This is a genomic window from Myxococcales bacterium, assembly GCA_022184915.1.
Taxonomy (GTDB): Bacteria; Myxococcota_A; Polyangia; order Fen-1088; family Fen-1088; genus JAGTJU01.
Genome location: JAGTJU010000002.1, coordinates 391,886 through 410,317, shown reverse-complemented (window position 1 = coordinate 410,317; position 18,432 = coordinate 391,886). Strand labels below are relative to the sequence as shown.

The window sequence follows — 18,432 nt, the reverse complement described above, 5'->3', positions numbered from 1 at the left end:
GAACATGACGAAAACTCTCAAGCTCATCCTTGCCGGCCTCGCGGCAGGTGCCGTCCTCGTGGCTGTGAGCCTGCTTCCCGTGGCCACGTGGCTCCTCAGCTTCGTCGCGTGGGTGAGAGAGCTTGGGATCCTGGGCGTGGCGGTCTTCGCGCTCGCCTACGTTCTGGCTACCGTGCTCATGCTTCCAGGCTCCGTGCTGACGCTCGGCGCTGGGTTCTTGTACGGGCCGCTGTTCGGCACGTTGGTGGTGTCGCCCGTCAGCGTGGCAGGCGCCACGCTGGCCTTCGTGGTGGGACGCTTCGTGGCACGGGATTGGATCAGCCGGAGGCTCGCGGGCCGTCCGCGCTTTGCAGCGCTCGACGATGCCATCGGGCAAGGGGGCTTCAAGATCGTCTTCCTCCTGCGTCTCTCCCCCATTTTGCCCTTCAACGTGTTGAATTACAGCCTGGGCCTGACCCGCGTGTCCCTTCCCGCCTACGTGGCCGGCTCGTTCGTGGGCATGCTGCCTGGGACGTTCCTGTACGTTTATCTCGGCTCGTTGGTGACCAACGCGAGCGAGCTCCTCCAGGCCCGCGGGGGGGCAGGAGGCGCCACCAACGCTTTTTATTGGGTGGGGCTCGGGGCCACCCTGCTCGTCACCGTACTCATCACCCGCACCGCGCGGCGGGCCCTTGCCCGCGAGCTCGACAAAGGCGAACGACATGGACGCAGCCCCGCACCTCGAACCTGACGACGAAAGCAACCGACGCCTGCTGGCGGCCGTGCACCCCAGGGGCTGGGTCAATCCGAGCCCCTCGGGCCGTTACAACCTGGTGGTGTTGGGCGGGGGCACCGCGGGGCTCGTCTGTGCCGCCGGGGCAGCGGGCCTCGGGGCCAAGGTGGCGCTGGTCGAAAAGCATCTCCTGGGCGGCGATTGCCTCAACGTCGGCTGTGTCCCCTCAAAGGCCCTGCTGGGCGCCGCAAGCGCCCTGCACGCGGCCCGGAACCTTGGTGACTTCGGAAGTGCGTGGCAGGAAAGCGCCGAGGCTTCTTTCGCGCACGCCATGGCCCGCATGCGGCGTCTGCGAGCCGACCTGGCTCCGATCGACAGCGCCGCCCGGTTTCGCGACCTGGGCGTCGACGTGTTCTTGGGACAAGGGCGCTTCACGGGGGAAGACACCCTGGACGTGGGGGGCCAGACACTGCGCTTTTCGCGGGCCGTGATCGCCACGGGCGCGCGGGCGGCGCTCCCGCCGATCCCCGGGCTCGCCACAAGCGGATACCTGACGAACGAGAGCGTCTTTTCCCTGACCACACGGCCGCGGCGTCTGGCCGTGATCGGGGGCGGTCCGATTGGCTGTGAGCTGGCGCAGGCCTTCCGCCGCTTTGGCGCCGAGGTGACCGTGCTCGCCGCCGGCGCGCAGCTTCTGCCCAAAGAGGACGCCGATGCCGCCGCCGTGGTGCGCACGGCCTTCGAACGCGAGGGCATCCACCTCGCGCTCGGCAGCACGATCACGCGCGTCGAGGTCACAGGGGAAAATAAGTGCCTCACGTATTCCCCCGCGCCGGGCGCGCCCGAGGTACGCCTCGAGGTCGACGCCCTGCTGGTTGCGGCCGGGCGCGCACCCAACGTGGAGGGACTTGGCCTCGAGGCCGCCGGCGTGGCGTTCGAGCCCCGCAAAGGCGTGCGCGTGGATGAGAGGCTCCGCACCAGCAACCGTCGCCTCTTCGCCGCGGGCGACGTGGCCGGTCAGTACCAGTTCACCCACGCCGCAGATGCGATGGCGCGGATCGTTCTGCGCAACGCCCTATTCTTTGGGCGCGCACGCTCGACCCGCTTGATCGTCCCCTGGGCCACGTATACGGATCCGGAGGTCGCCCATGTGGGCATGGGCCAAAAGCAGGCCGACGCCACCCCCGGTGTCTCCACACTCACCGTTCACATGAAGGACGTGGACCGCGCCCTCCTCGAGGGTGACACCGAGGGCTTCGCGCGTGTCCACATCGATCGCAAAGGGCGCATCCTGGGGGGCACCCTCGTAGCCCGCCACGCCGGGGAGATGATCGCCGAGCTCAGCCTGGCCATGACCGCCGGTATCACCATGGGCCAGATCGCCGAGACCATCCGGCCCTACCCCACGCAGGCGGAGGTCTTCAAAAAACTGGCGGATGCGTACAGCCGAACCCGGCTGACCCCCGGTATCAAGCGCGCGTTTTCTTGGCTTTTGGCCCGGCGCCGCTAGGCGCGTTTCCCGCGGCCGTGACGACGCTAGCGCGTCTCGAACGCGGGCACGAGGTCGGCCAGGAGAACGCGCAGCCGGTGGCGGGCGCGGTGCAAGAGCACCCGCTGGTTCTCGGCGGACAGGTCGAGCACCTGGCACACTTCGGCGGCGTCGATGCCTTCGATGTCCCGCATCGTCACGATCACCTGGTAGTTCTCCGGCAGCCGTGACAACGCTTCGTCGAGTGCCAAAGCCAGACGTTTGCGTCCGAGCTCCGTTTCGGGAGACGCCTCCGGAGCGCCCCCGCCGGACCATGGCAGCGCCTGCGCCCCCACGGCTTCGGCACCAGCCGGCTCGTCCCCTTCGCCCCCTGCCGTCAACGCCGAGAAGGGCACGGTACGTCTTTCCCGCTGCCCCCGGGTCTTCGCCCGGTTAACCAGGATGGAGAACAGCCAGGTGCGGAAGCTCGACCGGCGCTCGAAGCGAGCCATGCTCTCCAAAACGGAAACCCAGGTCTCCTGCACGACCTCTTCGGCCAGGGCTTGGCTCGAAACGTAGGCCGCGGCCACCCGCAACATCGAGCGGTGGTAGCGCTGGTATACGGCCGTGAAAGCCGCGCTGTCCGCGTGTCGCAGGCTCTCCACCAGGCGATCAGCGTCATCTCGCCCCGGGTCGACCGGCGGCGCGGGGGCGGCCGGCACGCCCGGGGGGTCCGACACGGCGGGCTGCGAGGGGCCCCCTTGCGAGTGCGACATCACCGCAGGCACCATATCAAGAATTGGCTTCCGGCAACGCGGACTCGAACGGCCGAAGACACCGCTTTGGTGGATGCCGCACCGAGGGACTGGTTACGGTGCAAGCACTTGCGCAGCAGGGGGCGAAACCGTTGTAACGTTTCGGGGGTCTCGGCGACTATCCCGATCGAGGCCGTTTCGGAGCCCCCCCCTGCAATGTCCCACGACGTATGTCCTTCCTTTACTCGCGACGCGAGCGATGAGATCGAACGCGCCCTGCCAGCCTTCCGCTACGCCCGTTGGCGGTGGCATGCCTTGCGCTGCGCCCGGTGTGGCGCTTACCGTCGTGAGGTCCTGGCCACCACGCGCTTCGTTGCGCAGGTCGGGAAAGTCCCCGTCGACACACCCCCGCCCCCCGAGCTGTTGCGCGTCTTCGCAGCCCAGGCGGACGCCTTGCGCGCAGCCAGACCCTCCGCCGTTGCGCGCTTCGTCGCGTCGGTCAGCGCCGTCATGGCCCGGCGGCGTTGGGGTGTTGGGGCCGCGGTGACTCTGGTGGTGGCGTCCGGGCTCTTGGCGTTCCTTCCCGGAAGCGAGGCCTTGGGGGTGCACGCGGGGGAAAGCCCCCTCGCAGAAATCTCCGCGCACGCGCGGATGCCGCTGTCGGCGGGGGCCATGTGCGCCCTGGTCGAGCTCGTGGGGGGGGCCTTACCCCTGGTTGCGCTCGCGGTGGCCTCCCGGGGCCTGCGCCTCCGTTTGGCTCCCGCTGCGGTCGTCTGCGTGGGAGGTCTCGGCGCCCTTGGCGGGCAGGCGTTTGCGCAGACGGGCTGCCCTGGCGACGACCTCATGCACCTTTCGTTGTTTCACGTGGGTGTGGTGACGGCGTTCATCCTTGCCACCTGGGGCGTGGCACGGAAACGGCAAGGCCTACGTGCATCGGCGTAATTCTTCATCCGAGACCGTATCTCATGTCTTCCTTCCCCGCCCCTGATCCCCAGCCGCGGCTGCCGCTGTTCGGACCGCGGCTCTTCGCCCGCAAGCTCGCGGCTCACGGGCTGCCCATGCTGCGTCGGGACGCTGTCACGACGCTTCAGATCAACGTGGGCAAGCGTTGCAACCAGGCCTGCCATCACTGCCACGTGGACGCGGGCCCCAAACGGACGGAGACGCTGCAGGGGCACACGGCCGAGCGATTGATGGCGCTCATGGACGACCCACAAATTCAAACCATCGACCTCACCGGAGGCGCCCCCGAGCTGAACGAACACTTTCGTCCGTTGGTCGTGAGGGCCCAGTCGCTGGGCAAACGGGTCATCGATCGGTGCAACCTCACCATCCTCTTCGAGCCCGGGATGGACGGCCTTGCGGAGTTTCTTGCAGGACAAGGGGTGCACATCGTGGCCAGCTTGCCCTGTTACTCGGCCGAGAACGTCGACAAACAAAGGGGCCGAGGGGTGTTCGACAAGAGCATCGAGGGCATCAAGCGCTTGAACGCGCTGGGATACGGACAGCCTGGCTCGCCGCTGCAGCTCGATCTCGTCTACAACCCACAGGGTCCGTCGCTTCCGCCCGAGCAGGCGAAGCTCGAGGCCCGCTACAAAGCCGAGCTCGCCGAGCACTTCGGTCTTTCGTTCAATCGACTGCTCACCCTCACCAACATGCCGATCAGCCGGTTCGCGCACGCGCTCGAGCGTACGGGCCAGCATGAAGCGTACATGTCCTTGTTGGCCAACCACTTCAATCCGGACACGGTACCTGAGCTGATGTGCCGCAGCTTGGTGAGCGTGGGATGGGACGGACGGCTCTACGATTGTGACTTCAACCAAATGCTCGAGATGCCAGCCGAAGATTCAATGGCCCGCACCTCCACGGTCTTCGAAATCGAAAGTTTTGCTGCGTTCGTGGGCGCACGTATCGCCGTGGAGGATCACTGCCTCGGCTGTACGGCGGGCGCGGGCTCGAGCTGCGGCGGAGCCCTCGGATAAAAAAAGGTGTAACGACGGCAGGGCTGGCGAGACCAATCGCCCGAACCCTAACCGGAGACACACCGATGAACCGTACACTTCGCCTAGGCCTTCTGGCCATCATGCCCGCATTCACCGCTGCTTGCGGGAGCGACGATGAGAGTGACAGCACCGACATGACCCCGGGTCCGGCCATGCAGCAGGCGTCCGCCGAAACGCAAAGCGTTCTGGCGCTCACCGCCGGCTACCGAAACTGGTCCAAGTTCGCTGAGAACCCCACGCTCAAGCCTTCTCCCACCCACAACAACATGCAGGTCATCAGCTACTACAACGACGTGGTAGGGCAAGCCATCGCCGCGAAGACCCTGCCACTCCCCAACGGCGCCCTGATCGTCAAGGAGAACTGGGCTGCAGCCACCGACGCAGGCCCCATGGCGCTCACCATCATGCACAAGCAGGGTGCAGACTGGTACTGGAGCCAGGTGACCCCAGATGGCAAGGTCTTCCTCGACGGCATGGGCGTTCCCCTCGAGGGCAAGTCGGTTCCCATGTGCGTGAACTGCCACCAGACCAACGTGAACGACGGTCTGCGCACCCACGATTTTTCGATGTAGGCCCGAAAGCGGGGTCGCCGAAACGCTGACCCCGCTTCACCAGACTTTTTCGAGCCTCAGCTCGCCGCGCTCAGGCTGATCGCCCAACCCACGGCGGGCGAACCTGCGCATTCGTCCACCCTCAAGCAGTTGATGGGCTGGCCCGCGTTCCGCGCGAGGAAGGGCCCCAACGCCCCGTGCGCCTCCGCGGCCAAGGCGGTCAACCCGTGGGCGTCGAGATAAACGAGCACGCCGGATAAGGATCCCGCGCCGCTCGCGAGCGCTGCTATCACGGTGCGAATCACGAAATCGGCGTCGGGGGTCAGGAGCCACTGAAGCTGAAACAGGCTCTGCTCGGGAGACTGAGCATGCGCCTCCAGGAACGACTGCTCGCGGCTCTCCATCACGGCCAAATCCGTGGAGTCCGCGTAAGAGCCCTCGATGGGATCGGGGAACCACACCCAGGGTGAGGCCACGCTGGGCGTGGACGAGGGCAGCTCGAATACGACCAGCGCCTGCGAGCGCGTGGCCATCAGCGAGGAGAGGGGCACCGTCCGCAGCGTCTCCATCGGCGCTTCGGGACGCGGCACCAACCGCGTATCGCCAAGGGCCGAGACCACACACGTCGCGAGGGCCTCGCAGGCGGCGGCTTCTCCTCCTGGGTAGTCGCCGAACGCGAAGTGAGAGGCCACCGCCACCACCAGCTCGCGCTCGGTCTCGGCGAGGAAGCTGGCGATATCAGACAGAACTTCCTGGAGCGGGCCACAGACGATCGGACCGTGATGGATGTAGAATGCATCCTCGAGCCAGCAGACACGCAGATCCAAGACCCGCACCCCTGCACGAAGTTGCTGTAGGATGGGGAGGGACTGTGCCTGGGTAAACGCCTTCACCAGAGGGCCCAGCAAATGCCCGAGCCCCTCGGCGTCGAGATACTCGACCACTTTGTCCCACGTGGGATCCGCGAACGAGGGAACGAGACCTCCCGAGACATCGTAGGTCCCCGCATCATGCGACTCGGGTAACACGAGCTTCCACAACGGTTTGGCCAAAACGCCTGGCGTCTTGGACATCCAGTTGGCGAGATCCATCGGTTCCTGAAGCTGCGGCGCCTTGCTCATCGTGCAGCGCTGCTTCGGCACGCCTTCCGGGCAGCTTGAGCCAGGTGCACGAACTCAGCCCCGAGCCGCCCACGGCAGGTGGTGGTCGCAGGGATCGATGCGCATTCTCCATCAAGCTCCTGCCGGGGGCCGACGATGGGGCAAACCGCGTCTCGTTACGAGCGCAGGTGGACACAAGGAAGGATGGGATCATGGGTTTCGACATTGCAGCTGGTCTTGACAACGGCACATTGAACACGCTCATTGCACAGGTGTATGCGGCGGTGTATCCAAGCCTTTTTCGCGACACCATTCAGGTGAACGAGGCGGGCATCTCTTCCGTTTCGTTCGACATTAACCAGGCTCCCACGGCTCTACTGACGCTGTCCGAGGCAGATCGGGAGCAGCTGGAGAAAGCGTACAAGAAGGCCCTCGCCGTACATGCGAGCGCCACCTCCGCGGAGTCGCTTGCCGCAAAGACCGTGGCTGCCGCAACCACCGCTACCTTGGGCCTTCAGGCCTCGAGCGTCGCCCTCACGGTGAATTACACCGGCGGAGGCACCCCCACCCAGGTCACCGCGTCCTTGGCGGCCACGGTCTCGATCGACGCCGCCGTCGTTTCGGGCAACAACGTCCTGACCGTACAGGTGGTTACCGCAGCGCTCAACATTCCTGGGCAGTCGGCGCTTCAAGCTCTGCTCAACGAAGGGTTCGTGCCGGGATTTCTGATTCCCTACCTGAACCAAAACATTCTGTCGCCCATTCAGATCCCCGCGCTCGCGTACGGGTCCCTGCAGGTCAGCATGCCTGTGCCGGTCGTGAACGCGCCGTACGTCACCGCCTACTCCGCCCTGGGCGCGACCCCGCCCGACGTCCCTCCACCGTCCACCTGGCCAACCGGTTGCGTCTACGTGGCCACCGACGTGGCCGCCTTGACGGCCGCCGCCAGCATCCCCTTCCCCATCGGACCCTCGACGGGATTCGATTGGAAGATCATCAGCGGTGAGGCGCGGGCGCAGGTGCTTCCGCCCCAGGGCATCACAATCAATGCGGACGGCAGCCTCACGGCGACGGCCGTGGCCAATGCCTCCGCGCAGCTCACGGTTCACACGCCCTGGCCGCTCCCGAACTTCAGCTTCGGTCCTTCCGCAACCGCGTCGCTCACCGCGACGCTTCAACCCTCCGTCGTCAACGGTGAGCTGGTGGTGCAGGTGGCTGGGATCGTGCTGCCGAGCTTCAGCTTCTCCTGGGGCAGCATCCCCGACTGGGTCGAGTGGATCTTGTCGCCCCTGCTCGACGGCCTTGCCGACGCCCTCAACGCCGTCTTTGGTCCGCTCATCAAGGACGCACTCTCGGGGCTTTCCATCCCTGTGTACACGATTCCGTCCATCTCCATCCCTCTTGCGGGCAAGGAGATCTCGGTGCACGTCAACCAGGCGACCACCTCGGCCACCGCCGGCAACAGCCTGCTCCTGGTGCAAGCCAAGGCGAGCGTGAGCTCGACCGAGGCCGCCGTCGCCAAAGTGCTGGCGCGGTCAGCGGCGTAAAGCACGGTGCGGGTCGCGCTCCTGGCAAATGACGCAACAGGAGCGCGACGCACCCGGGCTCACGAGGAGCTTGTGCCACGTCTCAAGCGGGGGTGAGCCCCTGCCGATTCAAACAACCGGTGGGCGCCTTGAATTCGAGAAAACTGGGAGAAACGATCCTGGAGGAGCTGTGGTTTGGGGAGGACGATCTCCAGGCCAGCAACCAAGAAGCGTCCACGCATTTCGCTGCGTTCTTGGGCGAGGTGGAGGGCCTGCGCCCCTTTCCCGTGGTGGTGCAAAAGGTGCTTGCGAAGTTGGCCCAACCCGACTTCGAGCACCGCGCCGTACTCCGCATGATCGAGGAGGATCCCTCGCTTTGCGCGAAGCTCTTGCGTACGGCCAACTCGCCCCTCTTCCGCGGTCGAGACGCCTGCGTGAGCGTGGGTGAGGCGATGATCCGGATGGGAGCGCGCACGGTGACCGAGCTCGTGGCCTCGGTGGGTGCGATGAGCGTGTTGAACGATGCCACGGGAGCGGGCAAGCTGGTCCGCGATCACTCTGCCGGTACCGCGGCGATCGTCAGGACACTGGCGGCGCGCCGGGTGGTTCCTTCGGGCACCGCGTTTTTGTGCGGGCTTCTTCACGACATGGGGAAGCTTCTGCTGCTGCAATCCGATGAAGAGGAGTACCAGAGCCTGGGCAACGCCATCGCGGCAGAGCCTGACCGCATTCATCTGGACGAGCGGCGCATGCTGGGCTTCGACCACGCCGTGCTGGGGGGGCACGTCTTGGTGGGATGGCAGATCCCCGATCCGGTGCCCCAGGTGGTGGCCTGGCACCATCAGCCCGGGCGCGCCTACGCGCATGCTGGACAGGTGGGATCGTTGGTAGCTCTGTTGCGGTTGGCCGACCAGCTCGAGGCGCTGATTCGCGTCCCCGGCGCGCCCGACCCCGCGGCTCTCAAGAAGCTGGCCTCGGGACCCGACGCCTCGTTCGCGTCGTTCTCCGCAGAGGAGCTCGCCAAGCTGTGGCCCGAGCTCAACGAAGCGCGCTCCGAGGCGCTGCAGCTCTTTCGTTGAGGCGGAGAGGCCCTAAGGTCCGCACCCGAGACCTTCACCGAATGTCGTCGTAGAGCTTCCGCAGGGTGTGCGCAGGAACCCCGACGCGGTAGAGCAGAGGAAAGACGTTCACTACGGCCGTGAAAAACACGGGCCGCTCGATGAACCGCCGTCCCGAGACCGTGACAGACGCCTTGACCCGCGCGATGCGGCCCTGGCGACGCAGACGCCGAGACAACTCGAGATCCTCCATCAGCGGCTGCTCCGGAAAGCCCCCTAGCCTCTCGAAGACCTCACGCCTGACGAACAGCGCCTGATCTCCGTAAGGCAAGCCCGCGTAGCGCGACCTCAAATCTGCCAGGTGCAACAAGGGGCGCCACCAGGGACGACGAACGCCGTCGGCGATGGTCCATGTCCGAAACGCGCCCGCCACGGTGTCGTGTCGATCCAGGGCGCGTTGAATCAGACGGGGCGCCTCCACGGGCAGACGCACGTCGGCGTGAACGAAGCAAAGCACGTCCATGTCCGCAAGACACGCGGCGCCGCGGTTCATCTGCGGGGCTCGTCCGCAGGGACCTTCGACGAGCGTGACCTCGGGATGGCGACGTACGAGCGCCAACGTGTCGTCCTGGCTGCCGCCATCGCTCACGACCACCCGCGCGAAACCCCGGGCGTCTCGCAAGGCAGAAAGCTGGGAACCGATACGTTCGGCTTCGTTCAAGGTGGGAATCACCACCCCGATCGAGAGCTCGCGCGCCCTTGCGCTCATCGAAGCCCTATCCCGAGGCGCGCGATCACCTCGGCGGTGCGGGGGGCGCTCACCTCGCCCCTGGCCAGAAGGTGGCTGAGCCGACGCAGGCCCACCTCGTCGTCCACGTCGAACCAGGACTCCACGAGGGCAACGGACATGCCACGACTTTGCAGGCGCGCAGCCGTGGCGCCACAGGTCTCCGGCACGCTCCACGGCAAGTCATGCAACACACCAGGTGGGCACGAAGAGAGCCCCAAAAGATAAAACCCGCCGTCGTCGGCCGGCCCCAACACGGCCTCCGCCCGCCCCGCCAGCAGCAGGTCCCGAGCCGCCTCGAGTCGCGCCACCGGTAGGCCGGGGGCATCGGTCCCAAGGGCCATGACCGGAAGACCCCGTGCGAGCGCACGCGCGAGGACGGCCTCCATTTTCTGCCCCAGGTCGCCCGGCCCCTGAAGCCAGATCTGCCCACCGGGAAAGGGGCAGGCAGGCCACGGCGCCGCCAGGGCCACAATCACGTGTGCCCATGGCAAGACCACGAGACCGGCCAGCGTGTCATCGAAAAAGGCGCGCGCCAGGTCGGCCGCGGCGTCCCTGCCCACCGTACGGGCCAAGCGGGTCTTGACCTGTCCAGGCACAGGCGGCTTGGCGAACACACAGAGCGTGATGGGCGTCATAGCGGCGTTCGTCATCACAAATCACGAGGAGGTCCCCGGAGCTTAGCGGCTCGGGGCAACCCGTGCGGGGACTGACGAAGAGAGGCGCGGGATGGCCGCCCCTGAGGTAGCTTTCGCCCCATGGCCTTCCGCCCGTCTTCGCCCCTCGTCCCCGCGGCCGCCGCTCTGCTGCTCGCAAGCTGCACGACAGGTCGTTCCGAACAAACCGCGCCACGAACCCAACAGGTACCACCAGAGGCGCCGCCGGAGCGGCCTCGCCTCATCGTCACCACGGACATCGGTGGTGATCCCGACGACGAACAAGCCCTCGTGCGGCTGCTCGTCCATGCCAATCTGTTCCGCATCGAAGGCCTCATCGCGTCGGCCGCCGGCACCCCGGGGGAGCTGGATCGGCACGTGGTGCACCCCGCGTCGATTCACCAGCAGATTGACGCCTATGCCCAGGTCTTCACGCAGCTGTCCCAGCACGCCCCCGGCTTTCCCAAGCCCGCAGCGCTTCACAGCGTGGTGAAGGCGGGCAATCCCCACCGAGGCCGCGCCCACGTCGGCGAGGGGCACGACACCGAGGGCTCGAACTGGATCATCGCGCGGGTGGACGCTGCCGAAACAGGGCCCGTGAACGTCGCCGTCTGGGGGGGGCCCACGGAGCTCGCGCAGGCGCTCTACCGGGTCAAGCACGACCGCAGCGCCGACGAGGTCGAGCGCTTCGTGAGCAAGCTCCGGGTGCATGCCATCGATCATCAAGACGACAGTGGGCCCTACATTCTCGAGACCTTTCCCACGCTGTTTTACGTCTTGGACGTCGTGGACGCACAGCCTCGCACTGTGGGCGGACCCAACATCGATCGGCGCCCCTCCGTTTACCGGGGCATGTACCTGGGCGGCGACGAAGAGCTCACCTCGCGCGCTTGGCTGGAGGAGAACGTACGCACGGGGCACGGGCCCCTGGGCGCACTTTACCCGCCCAAGACCTGGACCGCCCCGAACCCCCACGGTGCTCTCAAAGAAGGGGACACGCCCTCGTGGTTTTACTTTTTGAATCAGGGCTTGTCCGATCCCGAGCAGCCCGCCTTTGGGGGATGGGGCGGCCGCTTTGTCCCCTCGGCAAACAACCCACGTGTGTTTCGCGACGCCGCCGATAGCGTCGCCGGCCGCACCGAAGCGCGCGCCACCGTGTACCGCTGGCGGTCCGCGTTTCAGAACAGCTTCGCGGCGCGCATGGATTGGTGTGTGAAGCCCGTCGGCGAAGCGAATCACCCCCCGCACGCCGTCGTCGACGGGGACACCTCGCTCGCGATCCTGCAAAGGCGGGTCCCTCCGGGGGAGAGTCTCACTCTCGACGCGTCGGCATCCTCGGACCCCGACGCTCAGCCCCTGACCTTCCGCTGGTGGACCTACGCCGAAGCGGGCACCTACCTGGGCGCGCACAGCCCCCCCCCGGCCGAAGGGCCCCGCGTGCGCCTGCGCGCCCCTCAGGACGGCGCCCATACCGACCTTCACGTGATCCTGGAAGTGACGGACACGGGCTCACCACCGCTCACGTCATACCGAAGGGTGATCGTGCAGATGTGAGCGCCTGGTGTCAGCCAACCCGTGCGTGATAATGTTGGCGCATCGTGACTGACTCGCACGCTGCAACGCCCACCCCCCGGGAGATGTCTATCGATGACGCCCTGGCCTTCGCCGTCGAGATGTTGAGGGACGGCAACACGAACGATGGCCTCAAGCTGTGCGACCGCATCTTGGAGGTGGCGCCCGAACACGCAAGCGCCCTTCATTTTCGAGGCCTCGGCCTTCACCAGACAGGCCGCTTTGCAGAGGCCATCGCGTCCATCGAACGCGCCCTGGTGGTTGCGCCTCGCTACACCGATGCCTGGAACAACCTGGGCAACATGTTGCTGCAGGCCGAACGCGTGGCCGACGCCGAGGTGGCCTATCGCAAGGTGCTCGAGATCGAGCCACAGCACGCAGACGCCTGGAACAACCTGGGAACGGCGCTCAAGGAGCAAGACCGCCTCGAAGAGGCCGAGGCGGCCGCCCGCAAGGCTTTGGAGCTGCAGCCCGCCCACGCCGATGCCCACCATACGCTGGGCAACGTGCTCCGGCTGCGCAAGCGTCCGCACGAAGCCCTCGAGGCCTTCAAGCAGGCCATCCTCCTGCGCCCTCAGCATCCCGATTCCTACCGTGGCCTCGGTGCCGCGCTTTATGCCGTGGGGCAGATTGAAGAAGCCGCGGAGGTCTACAGGCGCTGGGTGGCTCTCGAACCCGAAAACCCCTATCCCCAACACCTGCTGGCCGCCTGTACGCAGCAGGCGATCCCCGAGCGGGCGTCCGACGCCTTCGTGGCCTCCACCTTCGACAGGTTCGCCAACAGCTTCGATAAAGTGCTGTCGGGCCTGCAGTACCGCGCGCCGGCTCTACTGGCGCAGGCCATCGAGGAGTACCTCGGCCCTCCGGCGCCGCGCTTCGATGTGGCCGATGCGGGTTGTGGGACGGGCCTGTGCGGGCCGCTCTTGCGCCCGTGGGCCCGCACGCTCGACGGGGTCGACCTGTCCAAAGCCATGGTGAACCACGCGCGGGATCGCAAGGTGGGCGATGCCCCCGCCTACGATGAGCTGACAGTGGCCGAGCTGACGGCGCACTTCTTCGGCCGCCCCGCATGCTACGACCTCGTGGTGTCCGCAGACACGCTTTGTTACTTCGGGCGCCTCGAAGCGCCGGTGGAGTCCCTGGCGAGGGCGCTACGTCCGAACGGGCTTCTGGCCTTTACGGTGGAGCGCGCCGATGAGGCCCACGCACCCGACGGCTTTGCGATTCATCCCCATGGGCGCTACAGCCAAACGGAGACCTACGTGCGCAGGGTGCTCAAGGGCGCAGGCCTCAGCCCGAAGCTCATCGCCTGCGTGCACCTACGCCTCGAGAAGGCCAAGCCCGTCGACGGTCTGCTGGTGCTTGCGAAGAAGCAGGGTCGGGCGAGCTGAGCGCGCGGATCAAGCGGGTGTGCGCCCCTTGATGAGCCCCACGAGCTCGTCGACCGAAAGGGCACCGGCGACCCCCGTGCCCTCGAGCACACCGTCCACCAAAGCGCGCTTGTCCGCGTGCAGCGCCAGCACGGCTTCTTCCACGGTGTCTTCGGCGATGAGCCGGATGACCGTCACCGGCCGCGTTTGCCCGATCCGATGGGCCCGATCACTTGCTTGATCTTCGACGGCGGGATTCCACCAGGGATCCAGGTGGATGACCACGTCGGCCGCGGTGAGGTTCAGCCCCACGCCGCCTGCCTTGAGCGAAATCAAAAAGAACTGCGCTTCGCCCGCCTGAAAGCGCTCGACCCGCGCGGCGCGCTCGGGGGCGGCCGTCGTGCCGTCGAGCCGCAGGGTATCGTACCCAGCGGCGCGCAGATGGGGCTCGACGATGTCGAGCAAGGACCGGAACTGGCTGAAGATCAGCGCGCGGCTGCCGTTTTCCTGAAGGTCGCCCGCGAGGCGGAGCAAGGTCTCGAGCTTGGCGGACGAGGGGCCAGCGTCCGGCTGTACGAGCCGTGGGTGGCAGGACAGCTGGCGGAGCCTGGTCAGGGCCGCCAAGAGCAGCATGCGGACGTCCTGCGCCTTGGGCTCGCCGTTCTTTTTTTCGTTGGCCTTCCTCTGCTGCTTGTCGATGTTCGCCAACGCGCTCGTGCGCAGCGTCTCGTAGGCCCTTCGTTCGGTGGGCCCCAGCGACACCTTGCGCACCACTTCGGTTCGCGGCGGTAACTCCTGGGCCACTTCGGCCTTGCGACGACGAAGCACGTAAGGCCGGATGATCTCGGCCAAACGTCGCCGCCGCTCGAGATCGCCATAGCGCTCGATGGGCACGGCGAAGACGGCGCGAAACCTCTGCCAGCTGCCGAGCAAGCCCGGAGAGACCGTGTGAAACAAACTCCACAGCTCGCTGACGCGGTTCTCGAGCGGCGTGCCTGTCAGGGCCAGCTTCCAGTCGGCTGCAAGGCTTCGCACGGCGCGCGCGCGCTCGGTGCTTGCGTTTTTGATGGCCTGCGCCTCGTCGAGGATGAGCGACGCGAACGGGACTTCGGAGAGAGCCCCGGCATCGAGCACCGCGATCGCGTAGCTGGTGACGAGCACGTCCCCGGGCCCCAGCGTGGCAAGCAGCTCCCGGCGCCCCGCCTCGCGGTACGCCTGAACGCGCAGGGCGGGAGCAAAGCGCGCGGCCTCCGCAAGCCAATTGGCGTTCACGGAGGTCGGCGCGATGACCAGCGCGGGTCCCTCGGGGGCCCGGTGCTCGAGCAAGGCGAGCGCCTGCAGCGTCTTGCCGAGCCCCATCTCGTCCGCCAGGACAGCGCCCGCACCCCAATGCGCAAGACGCGCGAGAAAGCGCACGCCCTCCCATTGGTAGGGCCGGAGCGCTGCCGTCAGCGCGGGGCCCACCTGGGGTTCGATGTCTTCGCTCTCGTCGAGGCGGCGACGAAAGCGAGCGAAGGCCGCATCGGCCTCGATCTGCTCGGGATGATCCAGCAGCGAAAGGACCCGCGCCGCTTGCGCGCGCCCGAGCTGCAGCAGATCACCCCGGGCATCGGTGCGTTCCGCCTCGGCCAGCTCGAGAAGCTGCCGCAGCTCTTCCGCAAGCCGATAGAAGGTGCGGCCCGCCACGACCACGTAGCGGCGTCCTTCGCGGGCAGCTGCCAACAACTCGGCGAGCCGTATGGTGGTGCCATCGGCCGCGAGCGCCTCGCCCTGCACACCGAACCAATCCCGTTGGGTGTTTACACGCAGCTTGAGCTGTGCGCGCCCCACACTCCCCCCGGCAACCAGAGGCCCTTCACGAGGCCACTCGACCTGAAGAGGGTTGTCCTCGGCGGACTGCAGCTCCTGAAGCTGCGTGAGCCAATCGAAGGCGGCGTCACCCGCGGCCACGCGGTAGCTGAAGGGGGTGTCGTCTTCGGGCGCATCGAGACCGAGACGCGTCGCCAAGGCCGCCGCAGCAAGCTCTTCCTGCGCGAAATCGCGGCGTACCGAGTGGCGCTGCTGATAAACGCCGCCCAGGACCACGGCGGGCCCTTGGCCGGGCCGCCAGGTGGGCCCGCGAGGCAACGGACGCACGAGCAGGGTCACGTCGAGGGCGCCGCTTTGCTGGGGCTCCACCCTCACCACGGGTTCGAAGCGGGCGGGACGCAGCTCACCTATCCAACTGGCCGGCAGGGACAAATCCACCTGCCCTTGCAACGGTTGCAGTCGTGCCAGCAGATCCTCTTTCGCCTCCGGCGCCAGCCGCACGTCGGTGTTGGCGAAGGCCTTGACCAGGGCCGCGGTCTGCGGCGTCAAGGTGGCCAGGACGATGCGATGAGGCTCTTCGGCGCCCACCGCGATCACATGCCGTCGATCCGGAGTGAAGCGGAGGAGTGCCGAGGCCGACAGGGACAGAGGGCCGAGCTCGAACGTCGAGGACAAATTGTGAGCCGCGTCTTCCACGAAGCGCACCGCCACCGATGCCGACGCCACCTCGAGCGCGGGATGCCCTGGCAGATCCCAGAACGTGCGCGGGTGCTCCCGCATCGCCAGAAGGCAGGCAAAGGTGGCGCGGAGGTCATGAGGCCCCGTGCCGTAGGGCGGCCGGCCGACCGGGTCGAAGTGGGCCCGAATCACCTGAAGATCCTCGGGGGTCAGCACGTCTTCCATCGCAGCGGCTTCTCGCCAGTCGATGCGCGCGCCCACCGAGAGCCCTCCCCCTCTTTGCCGCTTCTGCAGCACGGGCTGGACTTTCAACAGCGGCGCCTGTCCCGTGACACGAAACCCGATCCGCCGCTCTTCGCCTTCGGGATCGGGCTCGGGCAGATCGTCGAGCTCGCCATCCAGCCGCTGGAGTAAGTACGACCACCCGGGGGTCACGAGCACGTGGCGCAGCCCCTCGAGGGCATCTTGCGAGCCTTCTCCACAGACGAAACGCACGAACGCCTCCAGCGCCGCCCGTTGCAGACCTGGGTGCGCCTCCTGGTCGTGTTTGTGGCCCTGACTCACCGAGAGGTGGGGCACGTCCGTCTCCCAGCCGATGAGCCGCAGGTGACACTTCACCGTGCCGTCCACCGTGGGTGCGTAGAGGTCGTCCTCTCGGTACACCAGATGAGGCTCGGCCGCGGCCTCCACGTGAACCCCTACCGGGGCGTGGCGGCCGGGCACCCGCGTATCGGGTGGCAAGCGCCTGTGGGCCGCGAGCAGCCAGTCGGTAAAGCCGGCCAACACGGGGTCGGCGGGGGGAGTGGCTTGCTCGAAGCGTCGGCGCGCCTCCTCCAGGGTCGCCCGGGCCAAGGCCGCTTGGCTCAGCCGCTCTAGGGCGGCGTCCTGCAAGAGCTTGCCCATGCCTCCGAGGGTGCCGGACTGCTGCAACAGCAGTTCGAGGAACGACAGCGGCACGTCGCGGCCGCCCGAAAAGCGGTGACGCGGCAAGGGGGCCTCGGGGCTGCCCACGGCGGTGAGCGAGGCGAACGCTTCGACGCCCCAAGTTTTCACCCAGCCGGCCAGGCGCACGGGGTCGCGGGGCGGCGAAGGGATGTCCTCACCCAGGAGGGGACCAGGCCTGCTTTGGGGCATCGAAACCACCCGCTCAAGCGCGGAGGACGGCGAGTCGACAGAAACGGGGATTCACCGTAAGTGGCATCGCCGGGCATTTTGACGCCAGGCGCGCCGGGTGTCCATGCCTGCGGCCTCATAAGGTGGGGCCGCCCCTGGGGGGCACGACGACGTGATAGCTTGATCCTATCGTGAACGTGCGTCCACACCCCTTCACCCTCCGTCAGCTCCAGTACGTCGTGGCGGTGGCCGACCTGCTGTCGTTCCGCCGCGCAGCCGAACGCTGCCGGGTGTCGCAACCCTCGCTGAGCGCGCAGCTCGCGCAGCTGGAGGACGCGCTTCACGTACGGATCTTCGAGCGCGACCGCAGGCGGGTGCTCGTCACGCCCGCGGGCGCCGCCCTGGTCGCGCACGCGCGTGCGGTGTTGCTGGCGGCCGACGATCTGCTGAGGGCCAGCGAAGGGGTGAGCGATCCCTTGGCGGGGCGCTTGCGCGTGGGGGTGATTCCGACCATCTCGCCATATTGGCTGCCGGTGATCGCCCCAGCCCTTCGCCAGGCTTTCCCGCGGTTGACCCTCGCGTGGCGGGAGGACAAAACCGAAGTTTTGGTCCACGCGCTCGAGACCGGGGAGTTGGAGGCAGCGCTCTTGGCGCTCGAGGCGGACGTCCCGGACGTCGAGCAGGCCCTCATCGCCGAAGACCCTTTCGTGTTGGCCATGAGGCCCGATCACCCCCTGGCGAAGAAGGCCACGGCGGCCTCCGCGGCCGATCTGGGCACGAGCGAGGTTTTGCTGCTCGACGATGGACATTGCTTCCGCACCCAGGCCCTGGCGCTGTGTTCTGCCACCCGCGCCCGCGAGGCCGAGTTTCGGGCCACGAGCCTGGCGACACTCGTCCAGATGGTCGCAAGCGGCGCCGGGGTGACGCTGCTTCCGGCCATGTCCGTGGCCACCGAGGCCGTGCGCGCCGGGCTGGTGGTTCGCCCGTTGTCCATGGCGGGGGCCCATCGCACCATCGCGCTCGTCTGGCGCAAGCGCGCGCCCCAGGGCGCCGCCCTGCGATCCCTCGCGGACGTGATGAAACGCAGCTTGCCGGCGCAAGCAGCCTCGAAGCAGCCAAAACAGCGGCAACACCGCTAAATCATGGCCAAAGAGTGTCCTGGATCCTGCCGACGCGTTTCTGGCACATTTTTTTTGAAGTGTCCCGGGGCCCGCTCGCCCTCACTCCGTGCCTGACAGCGTCCGAGGTTGCCTCCTCGCGGCGGCCCGGACCTG

Annotated in this window: 15 protein-coding genes; 10 read left to right on the top strand and 5 right to left on the bottom strand. The window is 67.2% G+C overall.

Features of this window, described 5'->3' with window-relative positions:
* Window positions 1–4 precede the first annotated feature (4 nt).
* Both KA712_09310 and KA712_09305 read left to right on the top strand, forming a co-directional pair.
* The gene (locus KA712_09310) at window positions 5–730 is read left to right on the top strand and encodes a TVP38/TMEM64 family protein (GenBank protein ID MCG5053144.1); all 726 of its coding nucleotides are present in this window, start codon (window positions 5–7) and stop codon (window positions 728–730) included.
* Window positions 702–2,222 (top strand): mercuric reductase, encoded by a 1,521-nt coding sequence (locus tag KA712_09305; GenBank protein MCG5053143.1) that lies wholly within the window; start codon window positions 702–704, stop codon window positions 2,220–2,222. Before KA712_09310 ends, KA712_09305 begins: the two co-directional genes overlap by 29 nt.
* A 26-nt stretch (window positions 2,223–2,248) precedes the next feature.
* Here KA712_09305 and KA712_09300 read toward each other — a convergent pair whose 3' ends face one another.
* Window positions 2,249–2,956 (bottom strand): sigma-70 family RNA polymerase sigma factor, encoded by a 708-nt coding sequence (locus KA712_09300; GenBank protein ID MCG5053142.1) that lies wholly within the window; start codon window positions 2,954–2,956, stop codon window positions 2,249–2,251.
* 195 nt (window positions 2,957–3,151) lie between these two features.
* Between KA712_09300 and KA712_09295 the strand changes: the two genes are divergently transcribed.
* From KA712_09295 to KA712_09285, 3 genes are all read left to right on the top strand, one after another.
* Window positions 3,152–3,877: a hypothetical protein gene (locus KA712_09295; protein MCG5053141.1), complete on the top strand. Its 726-nt coding sequence runs from the start codon at window positions 3,152–3,154 to the stop codon at window positions 3,875–3,877.
* A gap of 116 nt (window positions 3,878–3,993) precedes the next feature.
* Window positions 3,994–4,917: an arsenosugar biosynthesis radical SAM protein ArsS gene (gene arsS, locus KA712_09290; GenBank protein ID MCG5053140.1), complete on the top strand. Its 924-nt coding sequence runs from the start codon at window positions 3,994–3,996 to the stop codon at window positions 4,915–4,917.
* 65 nt (window positions 4,918–4,982) lie between these two features.
* Window positions 4,983–5,510 (top strand): hypothetical protein, encoded by a 528-nt coding sequence (locus tag KA712_09285; GenBank protein MCG5053139.1) that lies wholly within the window; start codon window positions 4,983–4,985, stop codon window positions 5,508–5,510.
* Window positions 5,511–5,566: 56 nt separating this feature from the next.
* Here KA712_09285 and KA712_09280 read toward each other — a convergent pair whose 3' ends face one another.
* Entirely contained in the window at window positions 5,567–6,610 is a 1,044-nt protein-coding gene (locus KA712_09280; protein MCG5053138.1) for a hypothetical protein, read from the bottom strand.
* A 191-nt stretch (window positions 6,611–6,801) separates the two neighbouring features.
* Between KA712_09280 and KA712_09275 the strand changes: the two genes are divergently transcribed.
* Both KA712_09275 and KA712_09270 read left to right on the top strand, forming a co-directional pair.
* Window positions 6,802–8,136 (top strand): hypothetical protein, encoded by a 1,335-nt coding sequence (locus tag KA712_09275; GenBank protein MCG5053137.1) that lies wholly within the window; start codon window positions 6,802–6,804, stop codon window positions 8,134–8,136.
* 128 nt (window positions 8,137–8,264) lie between these two features.
* Entirely contained in the window at window positions 8,265–9,194 is a 930-nt protein-coding gene (locus tag KA712_09270; GenBank protein ID MCG5053136.1) for an HDOD domain-containing protein, read from the top strand.
* A gap of 34 nt (window positions 9,195–9,228) precedes the next feature.
* Here KA712_09270 and KA712_09265 read toward each other — a convergent pair whose 3' ends face one another.
* Window positions 9,229–9,942 (bottom strand): TIGR04283 family arsenosugar biosynthesis glycosyltransferase, encoded by a 714-nt coding sequence (locus tag KA712_09265; protein ID MCG5053135.1) that lies wholly within the window; start codon window positions 9,940–9,942, stop codon window positions 9,229–9,231.
* Window positions 9,939–10,613 carry a TIGR04282 family arsenosugar biosynthesis glycosyltransferase gene (locus KA712_09260; GenBank protein MCG5053134.1) on the bottom strand — a complete coding sequence of 225 codons (675 nt, stop codon included), beginning with the start codon at window positions 10,611–10,613 and terminating at the stop codon, window positions 9,939–9,941. The genes KA712_09265 and KA712_09260 overlap by 4 nt, the downstream gene beginning before the upstream one ends.
* A 105-nt stretch (window positions 10,614–10,718) precedes the next feature.
* Here KA712_09260 and KA712_09255 point away from each other — a divergent pair, with 105 nt between their 5' ends.
* Both KA712_09255 and KA712_09250 read left to right on the top strand, forming a co-directional pair.
* Window positions 10,719–12,170: a DUF1593 domain-containing protein gene (locus KA712_09255; GenBank protein ID MCG5053133.1), complete on the top strand. Its 1,452-nt coding sequence runs from the start codon at window positions 10,719–10,721 to the stop codon at window positions 12,168–12,170.
* Window positions 12,171–12,214: 44 nt separating this feature from the next.
* On the top strand, window positions 12,215–13,579 hold the full coding sequence (locus KA712_09250; GenBank protein ID MCG5053132.1) for a tetratricopeptide repeat protein: 1,365 nt from the start codon (window positions 12,215–12,217) through the stop codon (window positions 13,577–13,579).
* A gap of 9 nt (window positions 13,580–13,588) precedes the next feature.
* Here KA712_09250 and KA712_09245 read toward each other — a convergent pair whose 3' ends face one another.
* On the bottom strand, window positions 13,589–17,179 hold the full coding sequence (locus KA712_09245) for a DEAD/DEAH box helicase (GenBank protein ID MCG5053131.1): 3,591 nt from the start codon (window positions 17,177–17,179) through the stop codon (window positions 13,589–13,591).
* Between the two features lie 167 nt (window positions 17,180–17,346).
* Here KA712_09245 and KA712_09240 point away from each other — a divergent pair, with 167 nt between their 5' ends.
* Window positions 17,347–18,297, top strand: coding sequence for a LysR family transcriptional regulator (locus KA712_09240; GenBank protein ID MCG5053130.1), 951 nt, complete (start codon window positions 17,347–17,349; stop codon window positions 18,295–18,297).
* Window positions 18,298–18,432: the final 135 nt, after the last annotated feature.

Bases quoted from the DNA above. Each gene is read 5' to 3' on its own strand.
- KA712_09280 (MCG5053138.1), bottom strand. From the start codon at position 6,610: ATGAGCAAGGCGCCGCAGCTTCAGGAACCGATGGATCTCGCCAACTGG.
- KA712_09260 (MCG5053134.1), bottom strand. From the start codon at position 10,613: ATGACGAACGCCGCTATGACGCCCATCACGCTCTGTGTGTTCGCCAAG.
- KA712_09255 (MCG5053133.1), top strand. From the start codon at position 10,719: ATGGCCTTCCGCCCGTCTTCGCCCCTCGTCCCCGCGGCCGCCGCTCTG.
- KA712_09275 (MCG5053137.1), top strand. From the start codon at position 6,802: ATGGGTTTCGACATTGCAGCTGGTCTTGACAACGGCACATTGAACACG.
- KA712_09300 (MCG5053142.1), bottom strand. From the start codon at position 2,956: ATGTCGCACTCGCAAGGGGGCCCCTCGCAGCCCGCCGTGTCGGACCCC.
- KA712_09305 (MCG5053143.1), top strand. From the start codon at position 702: ATGGACGCAGCCCCGCACCTCGAACCTGACGACGAAAGCAACCGACGC.
- KA712_09245 (MCG5053131.1), bottom strand. From the start codon at position 17,179: ATGCCCCAAAGCAGGCCTGGTCCCCTCCTGGGTGAGGACATCCCTTCG.
- KA712_09295 (MCG5053141.1), top strand. From the start codon at position 3,152: ATGTCCCACGACGTATGTCCTTCCTTTACTCGCGACGCGAGCGATGAG.
- KA712_09285 (MCG5053139.1), top strand. From the start codon at position 4,983: ATGAACCGTACACTTCGCCTAGGCCTTCTGGCCATCATGCCCGCATTC.
- KA712_09265 (MCG5053135.1), bottom strand. From the start codon at position 9,942: ATGAGCGCAAGGGCGCGCGAGCTCTCGATCGGGGTGGTGATTCCCACC.
- KA712_09310 (MCG5053144.1), top strand. From the start codon at position 5: ATGACGAAAACTCTCAAGCTCATCCTTGCCGGCCTCGCGGCAGGTGCC.
- arsS (MCG5053140.1), top strand. From the start codon at position 3,994: ATGCTGCGTCGGGACGCTGTCACGACGCTTCAGATCAACGTGGGCAAG.